Source organism: Camelimonas lactis, assembly GCF_004342915.1.
In the GTDB taxonomy this organism is placed as follows: domain Bacteria; phylum Pseudomonadota; class Alphaproteobacteria; order Rhizobiales; family Beijerinckiaceae; genus Camelimonas; species Camelimonas lactis.
Window position 1 is genome coordinate 1 of record NZ_SLWL01000009.1, and the last position, 22,967, is coordinate 22,967.

The 22,967-nt window shown below is 60.8% G+C and carries 27 protein-coding genes, 1 tRNA gene and 1 pseudogene; 17 read left to right on the plus strand and 12 right to left on the minus strand.

Annotated elements, in window-relative coordinates:
* From EV666_RS18215 to EV666_RS10745, 9 genes are all read left to right on the plus strand, one after another.
* Window positions 1–638 (plus strand): hypothetical protein (locus EV666_RS18215; RefSeq protein ID WP_165909977.1); only part of this gene is annotated, 638 nt, incomplete at its 5' end.
* A gap of 147 nt (window positions 639–785) precedes the next feature.
* On the plus strand, window positions 786–1,265 hold the full coding sequence (locus tag EV666_RS10710; protein WP_132007368.1) for a hypothetical protein: 480 nt from the start codon (window positions 786–788) through the stop codon (window positions 1,263–1,265).
* A 291-nt stretch (window positions 1,266–1,556) separates the two neighbouring features.
* Window positions 1,557–2,486: a hypothetical protein gene (locus tag EV666_RS10715; RefSeq protein WP_132007371.1), complete on the plus strand. Its 930-nt coding sequence runs from the start codon at window positions 1,557–1,559 to the stop codon at window positions 2,484–2,486.
* Complete coding sequence (locus EV666_RS10720) at window positions 2,483–3,499, plus strand: head maturation protease, ClpP-related (RefSeq protein ID WP_132007374.1); 1,017 nt, start codon at window positions 2,483–2,485, stop codon at window positions 3,497–3,499. The genes EV666_RS10715 and EV666_RS10720 overlap by 4 nt, the downstream gene beginning before the upstream one ends.
* 62 nt (window positions 3,500–3,561) lie before the next feature.
* Window positions 3,562–3,834, plus strand: a complete 273-nt coding sequence (locus EV666_RS10725) for a phage tail assembly protein (RefSeq protein ID WP_165909978.1) — start codon at window positions 3,562–3,564, stop codon at window positions 3,832–3,834.
* A 269-nt stretch (window positions 3,835–4,103) separates the two neighbouring features.
* Window positions 4,104–6,467, plus strand: a complete 2,364-nt coding sequence (locus EV666_RS10730; RefSeq protein ID WP_132007380.1) for a phage tail tape measure protein — start codon at window positions 4,104–4,106, stop codon at window positions 6,465–6,467.
* Between the two features lie 49 nt (window positions 6,468–6,516).
* On the plus strand, window positions 6,517–6,696 hold the full coding sequence (locus EV666_RS10735; protein ID WP_132007383.1) for a hypothetical protein: 180 nt from the start codon (window positions 6,517–6,519) through the stop codon (window positions 6,694–6,696).
* Window positions 6,671–7,282 carry a phage tail protein gene (locus EV666_RS10740; protein WP_132007386.1) on the plus strand — a complete coding sequence of 204 codons (612 nt, stop codon included), beginning with the start codon at window positions 6,671–6,673 and terminating at the stop codon, window positions 7,280–7,282. Before EV666_RS10735 ends, EV666_RS10740 begins: the two co-directional genes overlap by 26 nt.
* 356 nt (window positions 7,283–7,638) lie before the next feature.
* Window positions 7,639–8,859 carry an ATP-binding protein gene (locus EV666_RS10745; protein WP_132007389.1) on the plus strand — a complete coding sequence of 407 codons (1,221 nt, stop codon included), beginning with the start codon at window positions 7,639–7,641 and terminating at the stop codon, window positions 8,857–8,859.
* A gap of 59 nt (window positions 8,860–8,918) precedes the next feature.
* On the opposite strand, the gene EV666_RS18885 is transcribed toward EV666_RS10745, so the two are convergent.
* Both EV666_RS18885 and EV666_RS18225 read right to left on the minus strand, forming a co-directional pair.
* The gene (locus EV666_RS18885) at window positions 8,919–9,404 is read right to left on the minus strand and encodes a DUF3102 domain-containing protein (protein WP_376884530.1); all 486 of its coding nucleotides are present in this window, start codon (window positions 9,402–9,404) and stop codon (window positions 8,919–8,921) included.
* Window positions 9,382–10,086, minus strand: a complete 705-nt coding sequence (locus EV666_RS18225) for a hypothetical protein (protein WP_165909980.1) — start codon at window positions 10,084–10,086, stop codon at window positions 9,382–9,384. The genes EV666_RS18885 and EV666_RS18225 overlap by 23 nt, the downstream gene beginning before the upstream one ends.
* Window positions 10,087–10,619: 533 nt before the next feature.
* Here EV666_RS18225 and EV666_RS10755 point away from each other — a divergent pair.
* The gene (locus EV666_RS10755; protein WP_245514357.1) at window positions 10,620–11,138 is read left to right on the plus strand and encodes a thermonuclease family protein; all 519 of its coding nucleotides are present in this window, start codon (window positions 10,620–10,622) and stop codon (window positions 11,136–11,138) included.
* 18 nt (window positions 11,139–11,156) lie between these two features.
* On the opposite strand, the gene EV666_RS10760 is transcribed toward EV666_RS10755, so the two are convergent.
* The 3 genes from EV666_RS10760 to EV666_RS10770 all read right to left on the minus strand — a co-directional run bounded on the left by EV666_RS10760 (window position 11,157) and on the right by EV666_RS10770 (window position 12,097).
* Window positions 11,157–11,534, minus strand: coding sequence for a hypothetical protein (locus EV666_RS10760; protein ID WP_245514376.1), 378 nt, complete (start codon window positions 11,532–11,534; stop codon window positions 11,157–11,159).
* Window positions 11,462–11,713 carry an excalibur calcium-binding domain-containing protein gene (locus EV666_RS18825; RefSeq protein WP_132007398.1) on the minus strand — a complete coding sequence of 84 codons (252 nt, stop codon included), beginning with the start codon at window positions 11,711–11,713 and terminating at the stop codon, window positions 11,462–11,464. The genes EV666_RS10760 and EV666_RS18825 overlap by 73 nt, the downstream gene beginning before the upstream one ends.
* Before the next feature lie 138 nt (window positions 11,714–11,851).
* Window positions 11,852–12,097 carry a con-10 family general stress protein gene (locus EV666_RS10770; RefSeq protein WP_132007401.1) on the minus strand — a complete coding sequence of 82 codons (246 nt, stop codon included), beginning with the start codon at window positions 12,095–12,097 and terminating at the stop codon, window positions 11,852–11,854.
* Here EV666_RS10770 and EV666_RS18890 point away from each other — a divergent pair.
* The 4 genes from EV666_RS18890 to EV666_RS18655 all read left to right on the plus strand — a co-directional run bounded on the left by EV666_RS18890 (window position 12,096) and on the right by EV666_RS18655 (window position 15,341).
* The gene (locus EV666_RS18890; RefSeq protein ID WP_132007404.1) at window positions 12,096–12,434 is read left to right on the plus strand and encodes a Rha family transcriptional regulator; all 339 of its coding nucleotides are present in this window, start codon (window positions 12,096–12,098) and stop codon (window positions 12,432–12,434) included. The two genes, EV666_RS10770 and EV666_RS18890, sit on opposite strands and share 2 nt — an antisense overlap.
* A gap of 198 nt (window positions 12,435–12,632) precedes the next feature.
* On the plus strand, window positions 12,633–14,267 hold the full coding sequence (locus tag EV666_RS10780) for a sodium:solute symporter family protein (protein ID WP_132007407.1): 1,635 nt from the start codon (window positions 12,633–12,635) through the stop codon (window positions 14,265–14,267).
* Window positions 14,268–14,299: 32 nt separating this feature from the next.
* Window positions 14,300–14,416 carry a putative transporter small subunit gene (locus tag EV666_RS18895; protein WP_245514369.1) on the plus strand — a complete coding sequence of 39 codons (117 nt, stop codon included), beginning with the start codon at window positions 14,300–14,302 and terminating at the stop codon, window positions 14,414–14,416.
* Window positions 14,417–14,864: 448 nt separating this feature from the next.
* Entirely contained in the window at window positions 14,865–15,341 is a 477-nt protein-coding gene (locus EV666_RS18655) for a hypothetical protein (RefSeq protein ID WP_245514358.1), read from the plus strand.
* A 38-nt stretch (window positions 15,342–15,379) separates the two neighbouring features.
* Here the strand turns inward: EV666_RS18655 and EV666_RS18900 are convergent.
* The 3 genes and pseudogenes from EV666_RS18900 to EV666_RS18660 form a co-directional block, all read right to left on the minus strand.
* Window positions 15,380–15,541: pseudogene (locus EV666_RS18900) on the minus strand (DUF3102 domain-containing protein); the annotation flags it as partial.
* Between the two features lie 133 nt (window positions 15,542–15,674).
* A complete protein-coding gene (locus tag EV666_RS10790; RefSeq protein WP_132007413.1) occupies window positions 15,675–15,917 on the minus strand; it encodes a helix-turn-helix domain-containing protein in 243 nt (80 codons plus the stop codon).
* Window positions 15,918–15,922: 5 nt separating this feature from the next.
* A complete protein-coding gene (locus tag EV666_RS18660) occupies window positions 15,923–16,168 on the minus strand; it encodes a helix-turn-helix domain-containing protein (RefSeq protein ID WP_132007416.1) in 246 nt (81 codons plus the stop codon).
* 93 nt (window positions 16,169–16,261) lie between these two features.
* On the opposite strand from EV666_RS18660, the gene EV666_RS10800 reads away from it, so the two are divergent.
* Window positions 16,262–16,558, plus strand: a complete 297-nt coding sequence (locus EV666_RS10800; RefSeq protein WP_132007419.1) for a hypothetical protein — start codon at window positions 16,262–16,264, stop codon at window positions 16,556–16,558.
* Between the two features lie 88 nt (window positions 16,559–16,646).
* Entirely contained in the window at window positions 16,647–16,883 is a 237-nt protein-coding gene (locus tag EV666_RS10805) for a MerR family transcriptional regulator (RefSeq protein ID WP_132007422.1), read from the plus strand.
* Between the two features lie 596 nt (window positions 16,884–17,479).
* Here the strand turns inward: EV666_RS10805 and EV666_RS10810 are convergent.
* The 3 genes from EV666_RS10810 to EV666_RS10820 all read right to left on the minus strand — a co-directional run bounded on the left by EV666_RS10810 (window position 17,480) and on the right by EV666_RS10820 (window position 21,148).
* A tRNA-Arg gene (locus EV666_RS10810) sits at window positions 17,480–17,556 on the minus strand.
* Window positions 17,557–18,060: 504 nt separating this feature from the next.
* Window positions 18,061–19,809, minus strand: a complete 1,749-nt coding sequence (locus EV666_RS10815) for an amidohydrolase (RefSeq protein WP_132007425.1) — start codon at window positions 19,807–19,809, stop codon at window positions 18,061–18,063.
* 436 nt (window positions 19,810–20,245) lie between these two features.
* Complete coding sequence (locus EV666_RS10820; RefSeq protein ID WP_165909981.1) at window positions 20,246–21,148, minus strand: LysR family transcriptional regulator; 903 nt, start codon at window positions 21,146–21,148, stop codon at window positions 20,246–20,248.
* A gap of 102 nt (window positions 21,149–21,250) precedes the next feature.
* Between EV666_RS10820 and EV666_RS10825 the strand changes: the two genes are divergently transcribed.
* A complete protein-coding gene (locus tag EV666_RS10825; protein WP_132007431.1) occupies window positions 21,251–21,910 on the plus strand; it encodes a nitroreductase in 660 nt (219 codons plus the stop codon).
* A gap of 77 nt (window positions 21,911–21,987) precedes the next feature.
* On the opposite strand, the gene EV666_RS10830 is transcribed toward EV666_RS10825, so the two are convergent.
* Window positions 21,988–22,614 carry a DUF3617 domain-containing protein gene (locus tag EV666_RS10830; protein ID WP_132007434.1) on the minus strand — a complete coding sequence of 209 codons (627 nt, stop codon included), beginning with the start codon at window positions 22,612–22,614 and terminating at the stop codon, window positions 21,988–21,990.
* Between the last annotated feature and the right edge of the window lie 353 nt (window positions 22,615–22,967).

Below are 22,967 nucleotides of genomic sequence, written 5' to 3' on the forward strand. Positions count from 1 at the left end.
CCGCCGACGGTGATGACATCGAACGCGACGACAAGGGGCGAGTGATCCGCCGTGGCCGGGTGCTCATATCGAATGGAGAGCGCTACGAGCCGGCAATCGCTTATGATGAGAGAGGCAGGCTTGCCACGGTGATGATGCGTATCCCGGCCGGTGCTGTCATTGGATACCTTGCCGAGGATCTGGACCCTGCCGACCCTGACAACGTCGGCCGCTGGTTCACACCCACCGAACGCGCCGAGCGGGCTAGTGGAGCAAAGGCTAAGCGCGAGGAAACCGAGCGCCGCAACGATCATTTCAAATGGTACGCAGGCGCTGACAAGCCGGGCGCCGCTGCATTGCCACGCGAGCCGAAGCATCTCTGGGAGCTGTTTGTAGGCGGTCAGAACCGAAACCGGCCACGCGGTCATGACCACGCAGACGACGAGCCGCACGTCCGGGATGAGCGCGAGCGTCACGTCCAGATGATGATGACGCCGCTGGAAATCGACATTCTCGACGCGGCGCTATCGGCCCGCGGCTTCGCGGACATTGGTCGGCTTGTTGGATGCAACAACGATAAGGCCGCGGAGCGCGCGGGCCGCCGCGCGCTGATCGAGGCCGCAAAAAAGTTTGAAGAAATCCGGCACACGATGCCCTGAACTGCAACTGGTTCGGAAGTTATATAGCAGGGTGCGTTGCTGTCCTTCCACGCCCTGCTTTCATGTTCACCACTGAGCCGCGCCCCGTTCGGGCGCGGTTTTTCTTTCGCCCCCCAACCCGACCATTCAAAATCTTAGGAGGCCGCGATGCACGCGACCGTACAGACCGTCGCGGCCGCGACCGACACAGCGCGGCCAGCCATCAACGCCTGGCTCGACAGGCGCATTATCGAGTTGCGCGCGGGCGATCGTCCGGCCGCCCACAATGGCGACCCGATCCGGCTCTCTCGCAACCGCGCCGTCCAGATTGCTGTAGCTGCCGAGTTGACCCGCTTGGGGCTACCAGCGCGCGCCGCCGCCCGAGCAGCGTACGCGGCCAGCGACCTGGCCGGCGGCGTAAATCTTGATGGCCAGCCAATGGAGCGGCAGCCTGGTCACCTGTTCCCGTCCGGCAGTACATGGCTGGTGGCCACCGCTGACAGCGCCCGCGTCGTAAACGGCCCGGTCGACGCCAGCTTCGCCAGTATCGCGCGCGCCGCGGGCGATGGCCGCGTGCCGCGCGGATGCGTGGTGGTGGAACTGGCACCACTGGTGGCGCAGGCCGACATGGCGCTGGTGGCCGGCTGAACCACCGCCCACCGCCTGACGCAACGTCACCCAACCCCGTGAAACACGGGCAACGGCGATGTTTCACGGCAGGGCGCCCCCCCCAGGGCGTAGGGACCGTGTTTGGCCCTTCCTTCATTGCGGGCGTGTGACGCCCGGCCTCTCGCTCTGTGCAATTTTTTGCAAGGGCCTTCCGTTTCGTTTTTCTCTCAGAATTGCGCCACCGTTACGGTTTGCCGCGGCAATGAGCGAAATGGCGCCGAGCGCCAGGCGGAACGCCCAAACTCCAGATCAACCTGAAAGGAGCCCAGAATGGGCCTCACGAAAAAGGTCGCCGACTTACTCGGTTTGGCCAAGAAAAGCACGTCGACTGCTGCTGAACTTCAGTCGGCGCTGGAGTCGGCAAAAGCTGACGCCGAGGCGACACAGGCCGACCTCGAGTCGGCTGAAGCTGCCTACCTGGCCAGCCTGACCGATCTGGACGAAGCCGCCAGCGCCAGAGCCGATGACGCGCGCTCTGCCGCGCGCCGTAGCGCTGATCGCGCAGTGGCGCTGGTGGAGCTGATAGAATCCAGGCTGGCCGATGCAATCGCCCGCGAAGCGCAGGCTGCCAAGCGGGCAGCTTACGACGCTGCGAAAGCAGCCAGCGCGAAAGCCAGCGCCGATCTGGTGCGCATTTATCCGAAGGCGGCGATCCAGATCAGGGACGTCCTACTTGCGGTAGCCCAAGCCGAGGTGGATGTGCAGGCTGCAAACGAGGATCTTCCGGAAGGAGCAGAAAGACTGCATGGCCCAGAAACGCAGCTCATTCTGGCGCCTGGGTACGAGCGGGAAGACATCAGCTCAGAAGAGATTGAATTGTGGTGCGTCGACGGCGACCGCAGCCGTGTTCTACCTGATGACCAGCAAAAAAAGGTAAGACGTATTGAGGGCAATCGCGCACTATACGCGTGGCCTGGCGGCGACCCAAATTTGAATGTGACCCTCCGTAAGTTCCGCAAGGAGGTCTATTATCCGCACCGGTCCCCGGATCGGGCGAAGTCCCCGTTGGCGGTGACTGTTTTGCCTGATCTGAATACGCACGCTCCGGACATCTGGAACAGCAATGGCACGAGTGGATCCTATGCCCTTGCGACCATGAAGAGTCTAATTCGGAAGGGCGGCGAATATGTAAAGCCCGCTGAGAAAGAGCGGGAGCTCCAGACTGACCTTATCCCGCTTCTGGATGATTTCGGCATATGAGCGTCCTAATCAACGGCGACATCACGCTGTATGGGATGGTCGGCGCTGACTTCGATGATTTCAGCGACGACTACTTCACCGCCCGCCAGGTCGTTGAGGCCCTCGCGGGCCTCGGCAACCGACGCGCCACCGTCCGAATTAACAGCGGCGGTGGCAGCGCGTTTGATGGCCTGGCGATTTACAACAGCCTGAAGGCACACAAGGGCGGCGTAGACGTTGTTATTGACGGCATCGCGGCGTCTGCGGCCTCAGTTATTGCCATGGCTGGCGACAGCATCACCATGCGCGAGGGCGCATTGCTGATGATCCACGAGCCGGCGACATGGTCAGTTGGCAATGCTGCGGACCTGAAGCGTGGTGCTGATTTTCTCGACATGCTGGGTGACAAGATGGCCGGGATTTACTCGGCCCGCACCGGCAATGGCGTGAGTGAAATGCGCGATGCAATGCGCGCAGAGACGTGGATGGACGGCGCCATCGCGGTTGCGATGGGCTTTGCCACTTCCACAGAAGACGCCGAGGCGCTGACCGTCACGGCTTTTGACTACCGCCTCTACCAGAACGCTCCGGACACGCTGAAGGCGTTGGCCAGTGCGAACGCATGGGGCCGACAGCCGACGCCCGTTGCGGTGATGCCCCCGGTGGTGGCTGCGCCAGAACCTGACCCAACGGCTGGCTGGAAAATCGCCATTGCAGATGTGAACGCGGCGGCTGGCCTCGGCGAACGCAGAGCCAGCGCGGACCCCGGATGGTCGAAAGTGATTGCCGAGGTGAACGAGCGGGTCTCGCCGGCAAAAGGTAGTTGGGCCGCAGCCCTTGCGGTAACCGCGCAGCCGGAAGGCCGGCCAGTTATGCGCTCAACGGGAAGCTGGGCGACGGCGGTAGCGGAAGCCAACAAGCATGCAGGGTTCGCGGTGCCTGACCCCGTGCAAGCCGCTGCCCTACCAGAACCGCCTGATCCAAATGGCTGGCGCAAGATTGTCGCGGATCTCAACCGCGCCAATGGTTTTTGACCCTCACAACTTCCTCTCTCACGCCGCCCCGCATGGGCGGCGCTTCTTTTTCTGGAGTCACCATGAACTCTGTCACTCTTTCCAAGCCCGTCACCGTTTCGGGACAGACCTACACCACGCTGACCTTGCGCGAACCGAAAGCCCGCGACCTGCTGGCCGGTGATGCCGTCCAGGGCGAAACCCGCAAGTCGTATGCGCTGATGGCCTCGCTCTGCGACGTCGAGTTGGCGGTGATCGAAGAGCTCAGCCTTCCCGACCTTCAATCAGTCTCTGAAGCCTTCGCTGCAGCCATGGGAAACGGCCAACCACCAGCTGGCGCCGACGCATCGCCATAATCGCGCACGTCCTGCACGCCTCGCCGGGCTGGCTGCTGGAGCAGTCGCCCGATGAGGTTGAGGCCTGGTTTGACGAGGCAACCTATGTGCTCCGCGCCAAAGCCGGCGAAGCCGAAACCCAGCCGCCAGCAACATTTAACCAGACAGAAGCCGATCGCGTCGCGCGCGAGCTTGGTTTCGGGTGAGCGCCCCAGTCGGGCGCTCTTTTTGTATGAGGTGCCCCGGTGGCAACCAGAGAAACTAGATTAATAGCCAGCTTGGTAGACCGCGTGACCGCACCGGCCAGGGCGATGGCTGGCGCACTCGACATCATCAACAAGGCGGCCCGGCGCAACGACCTGGCGATTGCCGCGGTACAGCAGAAGCTCGTGTCCGCCGCCGCAGGTGCCTACGTCTTTGCCAAGTCGTTCGCGTCGCCCATCAAGGCGGCAATGGACTTCGAAGACTCGATGGCCGACGTCCGCAAGGTCGTGGATTTTTCGACGCCGGCAGAGTTCAAGAAATTCCAGGCCGACGTCCTAGAGATGTCGACGCGTATCCCGATGGCGGCAAAAGACCTGTCGGCAATTGTTGCGGCAGCCGGCCAGTCGGGTTTCGACAAATCCGTATTGCTGGAATTCACCGAACTGGCAGCCAAGGTTGGCGTTGCGTTTGACATCAGCGCTGGCGAGGCGGGCACTGCCCTTGCAAAACTGTCTACCGGTCTGGGGCTGACTATCCCGCAGGTCGGCGCTCTTGCCGACTCGATGAATCACTTGAGCAACAACAGCGCCGCATCGGCCAAGGACGTGCTTGATGTGGTTCGCCGGGTTGGCGCGATGGGGAAGCAATTCGGTTTCCAGGCGCCGCAGGTCGCAGGTTTTGCTGCAGCTATGGTCGCGGCTGGCGCTGAATCGGAAGTGGCCGCTACCAGCTTCAGAAACATGGGCCTTGCCTTGACCAAGGGCGGCGGCGCGACCAAGGGCCAGCGAGGAGCGTATGCCACGCTTGGCCTTGATAGTGTCAAAGTCGCCCAACGTATGCAAAAAGACGCCGTAGGGCAGACGCTCGATGTCCTGGATCGCATCAACAAGTTGCCGAAATGGCAGCAGGCTGAAGTATCAAACGCTCTGTTTGGCTCGGAAGCTCGCGCCCTGGGTCCGCTTCTGACCAACCTCGACATGCTCCGCAAGGTGCTGGGCATGGTCGACAAGGAGACCAAATACCTTGGAAGTTCCCAGAAGGAATACGAAGCCCGCGCTGCCACATTCTCGAACGACCTGCAGCTGTTGCGAAACAGATTAAACCGCGTCGCTGTAATCATCGGCACCGCGCTCATCCCGGCCTTAAAGAAAGGTATGGATATTCTGGAGCCGGTGATCGACGCTTTTGGCCGGTTTGCCGACAAGAACCCCGGCCTGGTTCGCGCACTGTCACTGACGGCCGCCGCGCTGGTCAGCTTCAGGGTTGCCGCCCTTGCTGCGCAGTTTGCAGCCCTCCAGTTCAAGGGAGCGCTTCTGCAGATGGCTGCGATCGCCCTGACGTCAGCGTTGGCGTGCGGCAAGCTGGTCAAGGCCATGCTCATCGCTCCGGTCGTGGGCGCTGTATCGGCGGCGTTCCGCGGATTGCGCGCTGCAGTCGTCGGCTACGCCGCAGCCGCCGCCGTGGCTGGCCATGGTGCGGCGCTGCGCATGATGCTGCTGGGCTTGCTGAACCCGGCCAAGCTGGCGGCGGGGGCCATTGGGCTGGTTACAGGTGCGCTGCGCGTGATGAAACTGGCGCTCATATCGACTGGCATTGGCGCGATATTGGTGGCCATCGGCGCGGCTGCGGTGTTCATCGCGAACAACTGGCGCGGCATGGGCCAGGCAGCCGAGGCGTTCGGCGCTGCGTTTCAGAAAGCTGTTGCGCCAGTGGAGCCACTGTTGAGGCCGGTGATCTCCGCCGTGTCGACCGTCTGGGGCTGGTTCTCAAAACTGACTGGCGAGGTCGACGCCAGCGGCAAGAAATGGGAGGCGTGGGGCACAGCGGCTGGTGAAGCCGTTGGCGCGGCCGTTCTTGCGATGACCCAGTTTGTCCAACGGGCGGCGACTTGGGTGTCCGAGACGGCATCTGCAATCTCCAGCAGCGCCAGCCAAATGTATGCCGCCGGCCAGGCAATGGTGCAATCCTTGTGGGATGGCGCTGTCGCCAAGTTCAACGCCTTTATCGAGTGGGTCAAAGGCATCCCCGGCAGGATCCGCGCAGCGATCGGTAGCATCGATCTTTCAAATCTGATCAAGCTGCCCAGCTTCGGCTCGACACCCGCCGCCCCAGCACCGGCAGGAACGCGCGCAAATGGCGGCCCGGTATCGGCTGGATCACCGTATCTGGTGGGTGAACGCGGGCCAGAGTTGTTTGTGCCGCGCCAGTCTGGGCGAGTTGAATCGTCTGGCATCACGAGAGCGTTGCGTGCAGCAACCGTCGCCGGTGCAGTGGCTGGGCCGATGGCTGCGCCGGCGATGGCGCAACCGGCGAATGTTACCATCACGAACCACGTGACGGTAACCGCAACCACCAACACCAGCGCCCGCGAAATTGCAGATCAGGTTACCCGCGAACTCGGCAACCAGATGCGCCGCACGCGTGACGGCACGTTCGCGGACGTGATCTAACCAATGGCCGGCGGATGGTCGCCGGCCATTCTCAACCATGGAGCACGACATGACCAACAACCCTGGCCCGGCGACCACCACCCTTGTGGCCCAAATTCAAGACCTGCGCCGTCGAGCCGCAACCAAATTGGAGGCGCCGCACATCGGACCAACAGACGAAGACCGGCACGACATTGAGCAGCAGCGAGCCAGGGAGGCGCAGGATGTCAGTCAAAATCACAGTCGCTGATCGGCATCTTGCGGATTTTCAGACCGCACTGCAGGCCATCGGCGAGGGCAAGGCGCGCCCCGTCATGGCCAGGGCCCTCAACCGCACAGGCGATATGGCAAACACACGCGTCAAACGTGTCCTGTCGACGGGCATGGGCGTCAAGAATCTCAACATTCATAAGGCTGTCGTCACGAAGAAGGCCAACAAGGACAGCCTGATCTATGAGATCACCGGAACGGGCCGGCATTTCTCGCTGATTGACTCGAAGGGCGTGAAAGTCGCCACCCGCTTGGTTCCGCGCGCCGACGGCAGGTTCGGTGGCGTAACACGAGCGCAGATCGTCTCCGCTGGCGCATGGGGTGTCAACGAGACATATGAAGGCGCATTCATCGCCCGTGGCCAGGCAGGTCTGACCAAAGGCGCTGGCGCGGGACACATATTCGCCCGGACCAGCGATGCACGGCATCCGATCCGCAAGCTATGGGGGCCAGCGATACCGCGGGAGATGGTTCGCAAGCGCACCGAAACCATCGTCGAAGACATGGTCGATTCGGTGCTCACCAAACGGCTGGAGCATGAGCTGGGAAGGATGCTCAAGGTATGAACCGCGAACAAATGGCGGCCGTCTGGCCGCCGACTGCGGCCGGCGCAGCACTGGCTGGTCACGAGCCGCGATCGCCGATGTCGGCGATCCGTGAGAAGTGCCGGGACTGTTGCGGTGGGCAGGTAGGGGAAATAAAGGCCTGTCAGGCGGCGAAATGCGCGCTGTGGCCGTTTCGCAGTGGGCAGCACCCCTATACGGCGGCGCGGCGGGGAAATGGGCTGTAGGGCGGGGATTTTTGGGTTGGGGGGGGCGTGGTGGGCAAAGTGATAATCTGATCGCCACTGTATATCCCCAAGCGGGCGGCTGGACTATGATGTGCACTTGACGATCACTGCTATAGTTCAATAGAGAGAAATATGGGCGACAAATACAATCCATTCAGGCCGGATAAGGCGGCTCCTCCAGGCATGTTTGCTGGGAGGGTTGATGAAATTGAATATATTCAGGGCTGCCTTCGGCAAACTCAGAATGGCAACCCAAAGCACTTTGCTATAACCGGTGAACGTGGAATCGGCAAATCCTCGCTCGTGCATCTTGAGCAGCTATCTGCGCGGGGCAAGATTACTCTTAATAAGCAAAGATTTAATTTTATTGTTGTCAGCCTAAAACTTAGAAAAGATGATGATTTTTATACCATAGTGGAAAGGGTCGCTAAGGAACTGAAGCGTGAGACATCAAAAATGTCTCAGCTTGGCAGTTTAGTTTTAAGTTCTATTGCAGTTTTATCGCGACTAGAAATAGCTGGCGTGAGGATCCATCCTTCAACCAGTCAAGTCGATGAGGCATTTTCTGCGCTTATCGATGACTTTGAACTCGCAATCTTGCGAATGGGAGATGCGTTTGATGGCATACTGCTTTTACTTGACGAAGCAGATGCCCCACCTGCGACGGCAAATTTGGGGCTATTTTGTAAACTGCTCACTGAAGAGATGACGTCGCGTCAGTGCGAGAAGGTTTGTATAGGGCTCGCTGGTCTACCAAATCTGAGCAGCAGACTTAGAGAAAGCCACGAATCGTCGCTTCGTCTGTTTCATATATTGAATCTGAAGCCGCTCGAACCAAATGAAAGAAGCCAAGTGTTGCGCATGGGGTTAGAGGATGCGAACAAAAAAAACACATCCCCTGTGACGATTGCGCCTGACGCTGAGGATCTGATCGGCAGCTTCTCCGAAGGTTACCCGCATTTTCTGCAGGAATTTGCATATTGCGCATTTGAGCATGACTCCGACAACAATATTGATAAATCTGACTTTTTATCAAGTTTATTTACCGAGAATGGGGCGTTTGACCAACTCGGAGCCAAGTATTTTGATAAAGCGTACAATACGCCTGCCTCTGATGATTATCGCAAAGTATTGCACGTCATGGCGGACGGTGTTGACGTTTGGATATCGCGTTCTGACATCATCGCGAAAAGCAAACTCAAAGGAACTACGGTTGACAATGCGATTCGTGCGCTAAAGGCTAAAGATATTATTGTTTCGGATGAGTCGCGCCCTGGGAGATACCGGTTGCCGACTCTATCTTTTGCAACTTGGATCAACATCCAGAAGCGTGCTGAGGCAGAGACAGTGTAGCAAAGCCGGTGGTTCGCTCGTGTGGGGGGCTACAGACCCCTACAGACGGCTACAGGCGGCTACGGACGGACGCACCACCCGCGGTAGGTGTGCCATCCCAACGGGCACACTTTGGCACCAGCTGCCCAGGGCGCTCCAGTTGCCCGCCCACGCCAGCCGGCGGGTTTGTTTTGGGATATCCATGCACTGGCCGTCACCTTTTCTCCAGAGGCGGCGCGTTCGAGCACTTGGGCACGGACGGGTTCTGGGGTGCTGGGCGCGGCTAGGGCGTATAGGGCGGTTGGCGGTAAATCGGGAACCGTTCCCGATTTATTGAATGTACCGTAGACGTTCATGAAATTTCTCGCCGTCCACTCGCTCATGTCGAACTCTATTCGAAGCCACTTGAGGAATTGCCCGTGTCCGAGTGACTGCTTCTGTTCGGTAAGCTCCCTACCGACTAAAAAAATGTCCTCAGCGGCCCGCGCCATGCGGACTCGTATCCTCTCAGCAGCCGCCCGCGCAGACGCCGCCTTGTCGGCATCAACAGTGGAGTCTGACACCATGCTTCGACCACTGATTGCAGAACCTTGAGGCCCTCTCCTGGATCTCGGCGTCTGGATTGAGCACGAAGAATGTCCTGCAGCTGTGAGATGTGGCACGGACCGCCAATGTGTGGGGCCCCAGTTGCTGTAGCCAGTGATCCACTTCGGCGTCATGCCCGCCAGCCCGACGCGTGTTGTGATGGTAAATTACGGCTGATCGGCCGTGGGCCAGCGCTAGGGCTTCTGCCACAGGAATCTGTTTCCCAAATTTTGACTTGCCGCGGCGCCGGGGATCGTCGTCGACCAGCCCGTTGTCAGGATCGGCGAATACGATGTCTGCGCTTTGCATTGCGCTTTGCAGGCTCTCGAACCAAGCGGCGCGCCACCCTGACCGGCGCTGCCAAGGCAGGCTTCCCGACGTCAGAGGAGCGCCATGGTAGGTGGCTGACATCAGTCCGGACGCCTCAATGGCCTTCACAGAGCGACCCGCGTCGACCACCCTCGCCAGGGCATCAAATAGTTCGGGGTCGAGAGCCCGCCATTTCTCTGGCTGTTGCAGGTACCTGGTATGTCGGCCATCACCGTTGTGGCCTTCGTCGGGATAAAGATACCAAGCGACTCCAAGGGCGCGTCCGGAAGACAGAGTCCGCAACAGCGCCAGCTTCACGTAGTCGCCAATATCCCCTGCGTAACGATCCTGCATGGTGTCGTCCGCCAATACCGTGTGAGGTAAATCGCTGTTTGCTCTTGAGCCAGATTACAACCTCAAAGGGCCGTCACAAGCAATTGATTCTCATCCAACAATGAGCGATGTTGACCGGTAACAACGGAGGGGGGAAGCGTGCGCAAGGCATTGGTTTTAATCGGCATCTCAATTGGTGTGGCTGCCTGCAATACGGGAAAGACAGAGAGCGTCATCGGCCCCACAGGCACCCAAGTTCACACAACGAAGTGTAGCCAGTCCTCAACACAGTGTTTCGCTGTTGCAAATGCAACGTGCAGGGGGCCGTACTCGGTCGTAGACAGCTACTCCAAGGCGGGCGGGTTGCTCGCCGATATCGCTCCCGGCCCTGTGACTTGGTACTACATGACTTATCAGTGCGGGCCGTCGAACGGCGTCTTCCCGCAGTTTCCACAGAGAGGGCGCGACTACACGCCGCCGTCCATCACGCAGTGCAACCGCTCTGGCAACAGTGCTTCTTGCATAACATACTGACCTGACGGGCTGGTGGTTGGGTGACTGCCAGCCTTTCACACAACATCGCAATTCTGATGAAAATCCTCGCCGCGGCCCTCTGCCTCCTCCCGACCCTTGCCAGCGCTGCCGATATCCCTGGCCTCGTGGTCGGTCAGGCCAGCGTTATTGATGGCGACACGATCGAGATCCATGGCCAGAGGATCAGGCTGGAGGGCATCGACGCCCCAGAAAGCAACCAGGTGTGCGAGGCCAAGGGCAAGCGCGACGTGGCTTGCGGGCGCGATGCTGCCTGGTTTCTGGCAGACATAATCGGCCGCCAGACGGTCTATTGCAGCCAGACTGGCACTGATCGCTACAGGCGCGTTCTGGCCGAGTGTGAGGTCGGCGGCAAAGACATCGGCGACGCAATGGTCCGCTCAGGACATGCGCTCGCTTATCGGCGTTACAGCACTCGCTACGTGATGGCAGAGGACGCTGCCAGGGCCGCCAAGGCCGGCATGTGGGCCTATGACTTCCTTCCGCCGTGGGAGTGGCGGGCGCTGGAGAAGGGGCGGTAGGCTACGGACTACAATGGCTCAATCGATAGCGTCACCATCGTCGTCCTCATCCGAACCACGGCTTGAGTCTTCAACGTAAACCTTGCAGCCTTCATAGAAGGACGTGCTGTTCGGCGACGTGTGCAGGATGTCGCCACACTGGCCGAGACTACGGATGCTCCTGCGTTCTGCCCAGTCGTAACCCGCCTTGTGGCCTGAGCAGTCATCAGTGCATTCGTACCCGCCGAACTCCCGCGCATGAGCGGCGCCAGCGGCAAGCAGCGATGCTAGTCCAAAAATCACAAGGTAATTTGCCGGGCGCATTTTTTGGACTTCCAAATCTTCTAGCGATGATCGCAGCCGATTTCCGCTTTGATGCGATCGACCTGCGCTTTGGTCCTGCACACGTTCTCGCACGGTATTCCATCGTTGTCTCTGTCGGCGCCGGAATACCCATTGCACCACATCTCCACGGCCTCGCGGCACGATGACGCCGCCTTGCAGCTGCGCGCGTGCGCTGGCGCTATCAGTGCGATCATGCCAGCCAAAGCAAGGCCAACCCTCACGAACTTCATATCAGTGCCCCCTGCATTCATTGGGGCATGACCGGTCCCGGCTGGTCAACGTCACGTTGGGGCAACCGACACAATACCGGGACGCAGAGCAATGACTGACGAACACATGCGGAGTTTAGTCCCGGTGCTCTCACGCTGTTCAGTAGGCTCGCGCCAGTTTTACACAGCCTTACGTGAGCGCTTCCCGGCTGATGACGCGAGCGCCCGATTCAGGGAGAAGCTCCGGCCTTCAGGTTTGATGTTCTGACCACCGTTGCGTCCGGCCTCGGCCGCCAGATCGCGGCTGGTCGAGAAAGCCCGCTTTGAAGCGGGTACGCTCCGGCCACCCTTGCTGGCGATCTCCTTGCGGCGCTCCGGATCCATTGCAGCAAATCCGCGCCGTCTCTTCGATGTCATTTTCTCCATGTCCGCCTCCTGCGCCAATAGTCTGAGATTATTGCGTTTGCAGGGGGCAGTTCACGCCGTCGTGATTCTTCTGTCAACGTCACGCAGGGTCTGCCCACACACTCAGAGAGGCGCCGTCGGGGCAGTTTCCGTCCTGGCCAACAGCCGGCATGTTGCGGAGGTGTTCGGGAAGCGGCACGACAGTGTTCTGCGGTCGATTTACGATTTGGACTGCAGTGACGATTTCCGTTCCCATAATTTTGTGGAAACGTGCGAAATCAAAGAGATAGGCACTTCGCGCCGTTCAGTCCGTCACTTCGACATGACGAGCGCATGTCGAAAGGTCTTGAGGCGCTGATTTGCCCTCGGCTCCAATGTGGCTATATTGCGCCAGTTGCTTGACGGCAATTTGTCGAAAAGGCCTGCATGCGTGAGGCGCGGGCCCACTGGTTCAAGGTGTCACTGTCAGCAAGATGTCGGGGGTTGGCCCCGCATATGAAAGGAGTTGCAAAGCTGCTTGCGAGCATGACCAAAAGGTAAGGTTCAAACGGGTATTATGGATTTACAACAGCTGAGTTTGCCGCTGACAATTTGTCTATTGGCTGTCTTCTTCGGCGGAACATTTTTCGTTTCCCTTCAAATCGGTCGAAAACGTGAGAACGCTGACAGTTATATGAATGCTGGCAGCAAGGTTGGATTCGGCATCTCCGCCGCTTCCATGACCGCGACGTGGATCTGGGCCGCTTCTTTGTATGCCGCGGCGACCTCTGGGTACACCTTTGGCGTCTCCGGCCCCCTGCACTATGGATTGTGGGGCGCCCTGATGATCCTGTTCATATATCCCTTCGGGAAGCGCATAAGATCGCTGGCTCCAGACGCACATAGCCTCGCGGAAATATTGCACGCCCGTCATGGCTCTTCCAGCCAGCTGATCCTCGCCGGTTCCAATATTATCGGCAGCATTCTCAGTCTCGTCTCCAATTATATCGCTGGCGGCGTGCTGATCGCCATGCTCACGCCGCTGAATTTTTCGACAGGCATCCTGGTTATCGCCGCGGGCGTCTTGTTGTACACGCTCTGGTCTGGCCTGCGGGCATCGATCCTGACCGATTTCATCCAGGTCTGCGCCATGCTTCTGGCTGTGGTGATCCTGGTGCCGACGATTTTTCACCTGGCGGGCGGCCCCGACATTTTCCGCGAAGGCCAGGGCAATCTGAACCAGCAGCAGCTCAGCTTCTTCTCGTCCGACGCCTTCTTCAATCAGGGCGCGCCTTACATAGCGGCGGTGCTGGCTTACGCAATCGGCAACCAGACCATCGCGCAGCGCCTGTTCGCTGTGCGGCCAGACAAGATCAAGGCGACGTTCGTCACAGCAACGGTGGGTTACGGCGCCACGGTGATTGGCATCGGCATGCTCGGTGTTCTGGCGCTCTATCTGGGCATCAAGCCGATCGACGGCGACGTCAACAATCTGGTGCCGCAGTTGGCGGCGTCTTACCTGGGCGCGGGGCTGCTCAGCCTGTTCTTCATTCTGATCATCGGCGCCATGGCGTCCACCGCCGACAGCGACCTGTCGGCCTTGTCGTCAATAGTCATGACCGACATTTACGGCCGTAATATCGCTCGTCCTGGCAAGGCCAATCCACGCCTGATGCTCCTCCTGGGTCGCCTGACCATGGTGGCCTCGACGGCGCTGGCGGTTTACATTGCAAGCAACCGGCTCAATATTCTCGAATTGCTGGTGCTGGTTGGCGCTATCTGGGGCGCGCTGGTGTTTCCGGTGATTGCAAGCTTTTACTGGCGGAAGGTGTCAAACACTGCCTTCTCCGTTGCTGTCCTCGGCGCGCTGGTGTCTTTTTTCGCTGTGCGTTTCGGGTTCGTCGCCCTAACCGGCGATACGGCCCTGCTGACGGATATACTTTCAGTCATCGGCGTAGGCGTGATCGCCGGCCTGATGGCGTTCGGCTTCTGGGGCGCACGTGTTGGCGTCCTGACTGGCGTCATCGCGACCGTCGTGAGCGCGCCATTTGGAATTGGCTTCCTGCACACCTACCCCGTGCTGACCGCCTCATTGCTGGCCTACGCCGTGAGCGCAATCCTGTGCATTGGCATCAGCCTGCTGCGCCCCGACAATTTTGACTTCGGCCTGCTTGCCCGCGCGACAGGTCGTTTCGATATCACCACGAACTGATGCTGGAGGCCGTTGATATGATGTCTTACTGGATGACCGCCTATGTCCTAGTCTGGCCTGCGCTGGTCGCAGTGGTTTTATCTGTCCTTGTGCTGTCATTCATTCGCGAATGGCGGGCAGCACGAAAAGAAGGGCGCGCCATGATCTAGAACCCTCGGCCAACGAGCGCAAAAATTCGTTGGTTGCCCGTGGGCTGAAAATTCAGCTGACGGGAAGCGCTGAAAAGTCAGCGGGTTGGAAATCGGACACATGTGTCCGGTTTGGCTTAGCGGATTATTGCGCTCAGTGGTGCTGCCCTGATTTTCAAGCCAGTGGCCCGCGGCTGACATTCCAGCCATGGCGCAGGAATGCGCCGTGGGCGCAATTTTGCGCCGACGTTGATGGGTATGGGCTTTTCCCATAATGCCGGGATTTCCGGCATTAAAACGTGCCGGTCGGCCAGGTTATGGCTCCAGGCCATGGCACCCGTCAGTTCAGCGGTTTCGGTGGCGAATTGCTTCTGGTGTTGAGGCCCCTTCCGGCGTCCATCCTTGCGTAAATCGTTGGTGTCGGAATTTCCTACACCTACGGAGCGTGCGGGCCGCGTGGATGCGGTTGATGGGGATCGTGGATGAAAAGGGCGAGGTGGTCGATAAACCTGGTCAAGTTGACCAGGTTTCGCCGAAGGGTGGACGCGGCAACGAAGGCGGCCTTTCACTCGCCGTCCGCACCATGCCGAAGCTGGAGCGGGATGAGCAGGCGGCTGAATGGATCAGGCTTACGGAAGAGCAGGGGAAGCAGCGGCTGGCACAAGTTGTGACAGCCACCCTGTCAGACGGTAGGCGCGCACCACCGCAGAACATGGAGTCAGGCATCCGCGCAGCAGCCCGCGAACTTGGCATCAACCGCATGGCTGCCCATCGCGCCGTGCAGGTCGCCAGCCTGCCTGAGCCAGTAAAGCAGGCGGCGCGCGACCTTGGCCTTGATAACAATGGTTCAGCCCTACTTGAGGCCGTCACCTTCTCGCCGGATGCGGCACGTTCGAGTACTTCAGTGCGGACTGGTTCTGGGGTGCTGGGTGCGGCGAGGGCGTAGAGGGCGGTTGGGGGTAAATCTTTCACGGTGAAAGATTTGGAGCCAAACTGTTCAGCGACGTTCATAAATCGGCTGGCACTAACGCCAGACATCCCAAACTCAGCCTCGATCCACGGCAAGAAATTACCGTGGCCTAGGTCCTTCTTCTGCTGGATCAGTTCGCGGCCAACCTCGATGATGCTCTCGGCTGCCAGCTGCATCCTCCCCCGGATCCTCTCAGCCGCCGCCCGCGCAGACGCCGCCTTCTCCGCAGGCAGGGCGCTGGGCGAGGGAAAGTGGCGAAAATTTCACCACTTTGTCGCTCCTCGCGCGCGTGCCCACCGCTATTCCCTTTCAAGCGGACGCCCGGCCCGCCACATCCAACCGCATGGAGCCGCGGCCAGCCAGCAGCCACGTCGCGTCGTATCCGCGATCAACAAGCTTCAGGAGCGTCTCGCTGCTAGGAAGGTTGCGGCCGTCCTCAATAGCCTTCCATGCGTTCGGGCTCATACCCAGCAGCTTTGACATCGCCGAAGCCGAGTCCATGCCGATGTCGGTGCGGATAAGTTTTGCTCTCAGTGCGATGTCAGCGGCCATGCCAACTATTCCTTCGTCGCCAGCCTTACGCCTGGGCCGCCGTCGACCGTGGCGCCAGCGTCCAGGAAGATAACGCCGGCCTGCTCGAGGGCGGTACGGATGGCCAATAGGTTGTTTGAGATTGGCGCGCGGCGACCACCTTCAAACTCCGCGATGGTCGCACGGGCAACGCCAGCAGCTTCAGAAAGCGCACCTTGAGACCAGTTCAGGATGGCCCTTGCCGCACGACATTGATCGGGTGTTATCGACAAATTGAATAACCTTGCTCAAAATGCTTGACAGCCCTCGTGGCTTCTGACATTTTGAATAACGTTAGATGATTTGAAGAGCAAGGAGAACCACACATGCCCCACGCCGCCTCCATCACGCCTTCGACCGTCACCAGATTAAGACCCCGCGCCCCAGCGGCGCGCCGCGCGCCTGATACCGGCCGGGTTCTCCGCCAGACGCGTGACCTCAAAACCGAAACCGCCAGCGACCTTGAGGACCTCGTCTGCGCCAACCTGATGGCCGCGGAACTGGCTGTCCTGTCGGTCTCTGAACGCATCCTTGACGATATTGCTGTCTACGCCGTGTTCGAGGTGCGCGACCGAGCGCGCGAGCTTCATGCGGCGTTCTACGCCCTTGTTGAAGGCGCCTGACACCAATCGACATAGCGCCATGGCAATAGTTGCTTAACCTGAACACTGCCCAGCGATCCCTGGGCTCAGAGCATCAGGAAGTCAGGATATGAGCAGCAACGATGTTGTCCCGTTGGCCATCACCCGCAGCGAAGCTGCGGCAATGTGCGGCCTCACTCCGCAGGGGTTCGATGTCTGGGTCCGCAAGGGCATCGTGCCGCCGGCCATCAGAGGGACTCGGCGATGGAGCCGTGCCGCCATCGAGGCGGCAATATGCGGCGAGAAACCCAACAGCAATCTTGACCCATTCGAACAATGGGAAGCTGACAATGCGCGCAAGCGCTAGCTTCCATCAACCACTTGCCTGACACCACCAGGCCAGACGCGGCGGGGCGAGGAGATCACACATGCGCCCCGCCGGATGGTGGAACATCCCTGCCCCCGATGACTTTCCAGCAAGGGGGCCAGGATGGAGCATTCTATGTCCGACCACGACCGCGACACCCCTCTTCGCCTCGCAGACGCCGTGCGCATTGGATTTCCGCATGGCGGAATGTCCGTCGCCGGCTTGCGGCGTGAGGCACAGAGGGGCAACCTGAGAATGTGGCGCATCGCGAACAAGGATTTCACGACGCTAGCCGCCATTTCAGAGATGATGGAGAAGTGCCAGGTCAGGCCGCAAGCCCTTCCTGCGGAGAGATGGCGAGCGGATGCGATATCGCCCAGGTCACCTGAGCAGGCGATGAAAGACGCAAGGACTATCTTACAGGGTCTCAGGAAAAAGGGGCACGCGCCTGCCCTGCGAAAGAGCGCTTGAGCTTCTGGGCGCTGAGCCTGCCTACCTTGATTCTATTGGACTGGCTTGCCCATCACGGTGGCGACTCGGTGGCGATTCACGCCTTGCCGCCCATCCCGCGATTTCAGTTAAGTGATTGAAATTGTTGGCGCGCCCGACACGATTCGAACGTGTGACCTTTGCCTTCGGAGGGCAACGCTCTATCCAGCTGAGCTACGGGCGCTAACGGTGCGGACATTATCCGAGGCTTGGCCCTTCCGCAATCGCTGTGTTCGCTGCTGCCGGTTGTTGACGTCAGGGTGTTGATAAGCGCGACGTCACTCGGGCGGAACGCTAACGACGGCAACCGGATGAGGCTACCACGCCGGGAAATGGCGTTCACGGCAAGAGAGACGGGGGGAGGTAATTATGGCCGGGCAAAACGGGCGACACGCCCGGAAAGAGCGCGCGCCCGATAGCAGCCCCCGCCCCGGCCCTGCATTTTGACGGTCTGGCGTCGCAAGACCAATGGATTCGGCCGCATTCTGGCGCGGCATTTTTCGTTACGTCACAAAAACGCGCCGCGCGACCTTCAAGGCCAGCGCCGGCTGGATACCGGCGGGGCTACCCGATATCCCCGAGTGAGCCCCCGGTGGACTTTTCTGGAAGAAAAATCCACCTCCCATGCAGAACCTGGTCAAATCAGGGAGCCTGGCAGTTCCTGCGCCTGAAATTACGCTGAAGAGGCCTAACTCGGGTGACGCTGTTTCCCATCCATCCAGGTTTCACTGACTTTTATCTTGCTCAACGGGGCCTTGGTGGTCATGGGATTGTCTTCGAGAATGGTCAGATCGGCGAATTTGCCGGGCTCGATGCTGCCTGCCCTGTCATCCATATGGCACTGCCAGGCCGCGTCGATGGTGACGGCGCGCAGGGCAGCCTCAACCGGAATTCGCTCATCCGGGAAAAAGACGCCGCCGCCTTCATTCATGATTCGCGTTACGGCGTTCTCCATGTAGCGCAGCGGCTCGATGGGCGTCACGTTCCAGTCCGAATGCAGCGAAATCCGCAGGCCAGCCGCCAGGGCCGAGGCGCAAGGGTCATAGAAACGCGCGCGTTCAGGGCCAAAAATCCGCTCCTGGAAAGCCTTGCCCCACCAGTGAACGTGACCAATCAGGAACGACGGCGAAAGGCCCAGTTCCTTCATTCGTGTCATCTGCTCCGGGTGCAGCATGCTGCAATGCTCGATGCGATGGCGCAGGTCGCCGGCAGGTTTGCCCCCCAACGCCGCCGCATAAGCGTCAATGGTGGCGTCGATGGCCGCGTCGCCGTTGGCGTGAACGCCGACCTGCCAGCCGCCGTGATGGGCGCGCCGGATTGTTTCCGTCATCTGCTCCACTGAAAAGTTGAGCGAACCCCGCTTGTCGGAATTGAGATAGTTCTCGCGCTGATAACCGGTCTTGGCCTGGTTCGAGCCGTCGGCCCAGGCCTTCATGCCGGTGAGGCGGAAGCGGTCATTGCCATGTCCCGGCTTCAGGCCCATTTTTTCCCATTGGTCAAAAAGGGTGGAGATCAGCATGCCCTGGTAGCGCACCGGCGCATCGCCAGCCACGACCGCTTCCAACAACGCCAGATCCTTCGGGCCAGCGAGAAGCCCGATGCCGCAATCATGGAAGGTGGTGCAGCCAACCGACGCGCTGAGATCGAACAGGCGGCGAACACGCCGCTGGAACTCCACAGCCGAGGGCTGTGGCATCTTGTGGATGAAGATCGCCTGCGCCGCCATCTCCTCCAGTTTGCCGGTCAGATCGCCATTGGCGTCCCTGATGAACCGGGCTCCCGGAGGATTGGCCGTGTCGCGCGTGACGCCGGCAAGTTTCAGGGCGGCGCTGTTAACGTAAGCAATGTGGCCATTGCTTTCCTGAATGAACAGGGGGTTATCTGGCGCCAGCGCGTCCAGCACCGCCAGGGTTAGCGGCCGGGCTCCACGGGTAATGCTCGGATCGAACTGCTGGACCTGAACCCATTCGCCTGGCCTGACCCTGCTGACGCCCTCCCGTATTTTCGCAATCACGGCGTCAAAATCCGGGGTCGTGATCGGGCTGACATTGGTCCAGCCGTCAAAGGCCACGAACACGAAATGGGCGTGGGGCTCCACGAAGCCGGGCGACATGGTCCGGCCCTTCAGGTCCACCATGCGGGTCTTTGGTCCCGCGAGCCCCTTGATGTCCGCGCTTCCCACGGCGACGATGCGGCCGCCACGAACAGCCACCGCCTCCGCCTGCGGCGCCCGGGCGTTCATTGTCAGGATCGGCCCGCCATAAAAAATGACGTCGGGAGGTCCCGCCTTGTCGTGACCGGGCTTCGCCATGGCCGGGCCTGCGGCGGACGCCACGAAGGCCGATGTCGCCGCGACACTCATATACTTGAGGAAATCGCGCCGCGAAGCCGCATTGCGAATGATGGCCAGTTGCCCGGGATTACAGGCGATACACATGCTTACGTCTCCCATGTCAGGCGAAAACGTCGGACGCCCTCCCGGACAGCCGCACTGGCCGCACAGGATCTGCAAGGCCGCCAAGCTAAAACTTGGGAATTAATTCTGCAACCCTGCTTGCGACGTTAACAACGCCCGGTTGAAACCCACCTCTCCAGATCACAACAGCGACGCCCGGATTATACAGGAAAACACATCATATATTCTTATGAATATTATATGATCATATATTAATATATTATGGTTTATCACAATTGTACACGAACCGCTGCTCCCGGTCGCGGCGTCGGCAGGTGGCGCGTGGCCGTACGCGGCGATCACAGGTTCAGACGTCGCCCTGGTCACCACGATCGCGGTTCCTGACGGGGGGATCACGAAAAGCACTGCCTGGCTGCGCGCCGCAGGCTGGCGCCGCGCCATGGTCCCTCGTCCGCCGTCAGGGGGAGCTGGCCCCCTCTCCCAGTTCCGCCGCCAGATGTTCGCGCAACGCCTGGACCCGGGGCAAGGCCCCCTTGTGGCGCGGCCAGACCAGCCATGCCGAGGCGTCGGGAGACACCAGATCCGGCGACACCAGTTGCAGTCGCCCGTTACGCAGGTCGTCGTCCACCTGGTAATCCGGCAGCCGCGCCACGCCGAGGCCGGCAAGCGCCATGACGCGCACCGCTTCGGTGTCGCTCAGGGTCATCAATGGCCGGATGGTGATCTGGCGCATGACGCCGCCCGCCTGCATGCGCCAGACATTTTTCGGCGCATAGGTTTTTTGCACCAGGCAGCGTCCGTTTTCCAAGTCCGCGTAGGAACGCACCGGATTAGCCCGCAGCCACGCCGGCGCGGCGCAGATGTGCACCGAAATTTTCTTCAGAAACTGTACGTCAAGGCCGGAGGTTTCCGGTTCGGCGAGGCGCACGGCGAGGTCATATCCCTCGGACAGCAGATCGACGTAGCGGTCGGACAGGTCGACGTCGAGGCGCACCAGCGGGTAGCGGGCCGCGAAAGCCGCGAGCGCCGGCAGCACCCGCAGCCGGCCGAAACCGGACGGCATGGTGATGCGCAACGGCCCGTGCAGACGGGCGCCGTCATCGTTGAAATCCGCCTCGGCGTCGGCAAGACCGGCGACCAGCAGGCGCACGGCGTCGGCGTAGCGCTCCCCGGCCTCGGTCAGCAGCACGCGCCGCGTCGTGCGCTCGAGCAGCCGGCGGCCCAGCTTGCGCTCGAGTTCGGCGACGCGCCGGCTCACCGTGGACTGGGTCACGCCCAGCTCCCGCGCCGCCGCGGCGAAACCGCCGGCTTCAATGACCCGGAGGAACGTCGCCACATTTTGCAGGTTCGGCTCATTCATCGGGAAAACTGATATATGAAATCCCCGCCGCATGGGAAGCGCCTTCCCGGATGGGCGTATATGGTCCCGCCATCAGTCAACCGGTCATACAGGATCGACATCATGCATGTATCTGAAGCGGTCAGGCGCCGCATGTCCGTCCGGGCTTTCCGTCCGGACCCGGTGCCCGCCGACGTCGTCCGCGAACTGCTGGAGCTTTCCGCCCGCGCGCCCAGCGGCGGCAATGTGCAGCCATGGCACGTGCACGCCCTCACCGGCGCGCCGCTGGCGGAGCTGATCGCCCTTGCCAATGAAAACGGCGCTGACCCTGAGCCTGCCTACGACGTCTATCCGCACAATCTCTGGGAGCCCTACCGCACACGCCGTTTCCAGATCGGCGAGGCGCTCTACGCCAGCATCGGCATTCCGCGCGAGGACAAGGCGGGCCGCCTGCGCCAGCTGGCGCGCAACGGCCTGCTGTTCGGCGCGCCCGTCGGCGTGTTTGTCTTCATCGACCGCAAGATGGGCCCGCCGCAGTGGTCCGACCTTGGCATGTATCTGCAGACGCTGATGCTGCTGGCGACCGAGCGTGGCCTCGACACCTGCCCGCAGGAATACTGGGCGCGCTTCGCCGGCTCCATCGAACGCTTCGTCAATGCCCCGGAAGACCGGATGCTGTTCTGTGGCGTGGCGCTGGGTTATCGCGATGAAAACGCCCCCATCAACGCGCTGCAAGCGCCGCGCGCGCCGTTCGCCGAATGGGGCCAGATGCACGGGTTCTGAGCCCGCCGTCATTTGACCGCGAGAAAACGATCCGGCCAGGGCCGGATCGTGCAACGCCCCGTCGGCAGGCCGCGCCCTCAATGCGCCGTCAAACGTCTGTGTTCGCCAGCCTGCCGAAAGATATTCCCGCGCACCTGCCCTTTCAGGGTTTCCTCGCCGTTCACCGTCCAGTGCAGCAACAGCCGCGCGCCCGGCTTCATGCTGCCGGGGCATGGACCCGTGCGGCGCATCGTGGAAACCATGCGGCCGCGCCCATGGCCGCCCCCGTCCATCACGGTTTCCGAGCGGGCTTCCTGGTTGCTGGCGAAATGCGTCATGCGCGTCAGGGTCGTGGTGATGTCCGCGCCGGCGGCCGGCAATGCGCCCCTGCATCGCATGGTTGACGTCAGGGTCCTGTCCGTCAGCGCGTAAACCGGATCATCACAGCGCAAACCATCAACCGCGACCCGGGCCCGATCCTCCCGGACATCCAGCTCGTGCAGCGCCCGGTCCGCCTTGCGGTCGAGGCAAACGCGCCAGACTTTTCGCGTCCTGACCGCCGGGCCACGCGCGGAGGGCGGGATGTTCTCATCGATCAGCCACAGGCCGCTGGCGCGCGCCGGCGTGGCGGCGGGAAGCGCAAAGGCGCGCGCGGCCGGCGAACCCAGCAATGCGGCCGCCAGCGTGGTCAGCCCCGCGAGGCAACGCGCGAGAACGGATATCACGCCATTTCCCTTCATCTGTGCATCCTGACCAGTGTCAGCCGCCCACCCCGCGTGCGGGCCGTCTGCCACCGTGATCTCGCGGCAGATACAGCGGAACATATTGAACAACCGGGAAAAAATTCCGGGTCAGCCTGACTTCCGCCCCCAACGCCAGCGCATGTTTCAGTATTATGCTCATGCCGCAGCGACGCTATAGCCAGCCGTATGGTTACATGATGTGGTGTATATTGGAACTGTTTCGCCCATCGACGCGCCAGATTGACATATCCGGTAAAAATGCCCGGAATACGTTAGGGCAGGTCCGGAATCCCCGGACACGCCATTGCGTGAAATCAACAGCGAAACAAAAATGG

What these genes read in the sequence shown, in the direction of transcription:
- EV666_RS10710 (WP_132007368.1), top strand. Translation starts at nt 786, where the DNA reads ATGCACGCGACCGTACAGACCGTCGCGGCCGCGACCGACACAGCGCGG.
- EV666_RS10715 (WP_132007371.1), top strand. Translation starts at nt 1,557, where the DNA reads ATGGGCCTCACGAAAAAGGTCGCCGACTTACTCGGTTTGGCCAAGAAA.
- EV666_RS10720 (WP_132007374.1), top strand. Translation starts at nt 2,483, where the DNA reads ATGAGCGTCCTAATCAACGGCGACATCACGCTGTATGGGATGGTCGGC.
- EV666_RS10725 (WP_165909978.1), top strand. Translation starts at nt 3,562, where the DNA reads ATGAACTCTGTCACTCTTTCCAAGCCCGTCACCGTTTCGGGACAGACC.
- EV666_RS10735 (WP_132007383.1), top strand. Translation starts at nt 6,517, where the DNA reads ATGACCAACAACCCTGGCCCGGCGACCACCACCCTTGTGGCCCAAATT.
- EV666_RS10740 (WP_132007386.1), top strand. Translation starts at nt 6,671, where the DNA reads ATGTCAGTCAAAATCACAGTCGCTGATCGGCATCTTGCGGATTTTCAG.
- EV666_RS10745 (WP_132007389.1), top strand. Translation starts at nt 7,639, where the DNA reads ATGGGCGACAAATACAATCCATTCAGGCCGGATAAGGCGGCTCCTCCA.
- EV666_RS18885 (WP_376884530.1), bottom strand. Translation starts at nt 9,404, where the DNA reads ATGGTGTCAGACTCCACTGTTGATGCCGACAAGGCGGCGTCTGCGCGG.
- EV666_RS18225 (WP_165909980.1), bottom strand. Translation starts at nt 10,086, where the DNA reads ATGCAGGATCGTTACGCAGGGGATATTGGCGACTACGTGAAGCTGGCG.
- EV666_RS18825 (WP_132007398.1), bottom strand. Translation starts at nt 11,713, where the DNA reads ATGAATGCAGGGGGCACTGATATGAAGTTCGTGAGGGTTGGCCTTGCT.
- EV666_RS18890 (WP_132007404.1), top strand. Translation starts at nt 12,096, where the DNA reads ATGTCCGCCTCCTGCGCCAATAGTCTGAGATTATTGCGTTTGCAGGGG.
- EV666_RS10770 (WP_132007401.1), bottom strand. Translation starts at nt 12,097, where the DNA reads ATGGAGAAAATGACATCGAAGAGACGGCGCGGATTTGCTGCAATGGAT.
- EV666_RS10780 (WP_132007407.1), top strand. Translation starts at nt 12,633, where the DNA reads ATGGATTTACAACAGCTGAGTTTGCCGCTGACAATTTGTCTATTGGCT.
- EV666_RS18895 (WP_245514369.1), top strand. Translation starts at nt 14,300, where the DNA reads ATGACCGCCTATGTCCTAGTCTGGCCTGCGCTGGTCGCAGTGGTTTTA.
- EV666_RS18655 (WP_245514358.1), top strand. Translation starts at nt 14,865, where the DNA reads ATGGGGATCGTGGATGAAAAGGGCGAGGTGGTCGATAAACCTGGTCAA.
- EV666_RS10790 (WP_132007413.1), bottom strand. Translation starts at nt 15,917, where the DNA reads ATGGCCGCTGACATCGCACTGAGAGCAAAACTTATCCGCACCGACATC.
- EV666_RS10800 (WP_132007419.1), top strand. Translation starts at nt 16,262, where the DNA reads ATGCCCCACGCCGCCTCCATCACGCCTTCGACCGTCACCAGATTAAGA.
- EV666_RS10805 (WP_132007422.1), top strand. Translation starts at nt 16,647, where the DNA reads ATGAGCAGCAACGATGTTGTCCCGTTGGCCATCACCCGCAGCGAAGCT.
- EV666_RS10815 (WP_132007425.1), bottom strand. Translation starts at nt 19,809, where the DNA reads ATGTGTATCGCCTGTAATCCCGGGCAACTGGCCATCATTCGCAATGCG.
- EV666_RS10820 (WP_165909981.1), bottom strand. Translation starts at nt 21,148, where the DNA reads ATGAATGAGCCGAACCTGCAAAATGTGGCGACGTTCCTCCGGGTCATT.
- EV666_RS10825 (WP_132007431.1), top strand. Translation starts at nt 21,251, where the DNA reads ATGCATGTATCTGAAGCGGTCAGGCGCCGCATGTCCGTCCGGGCTTTC.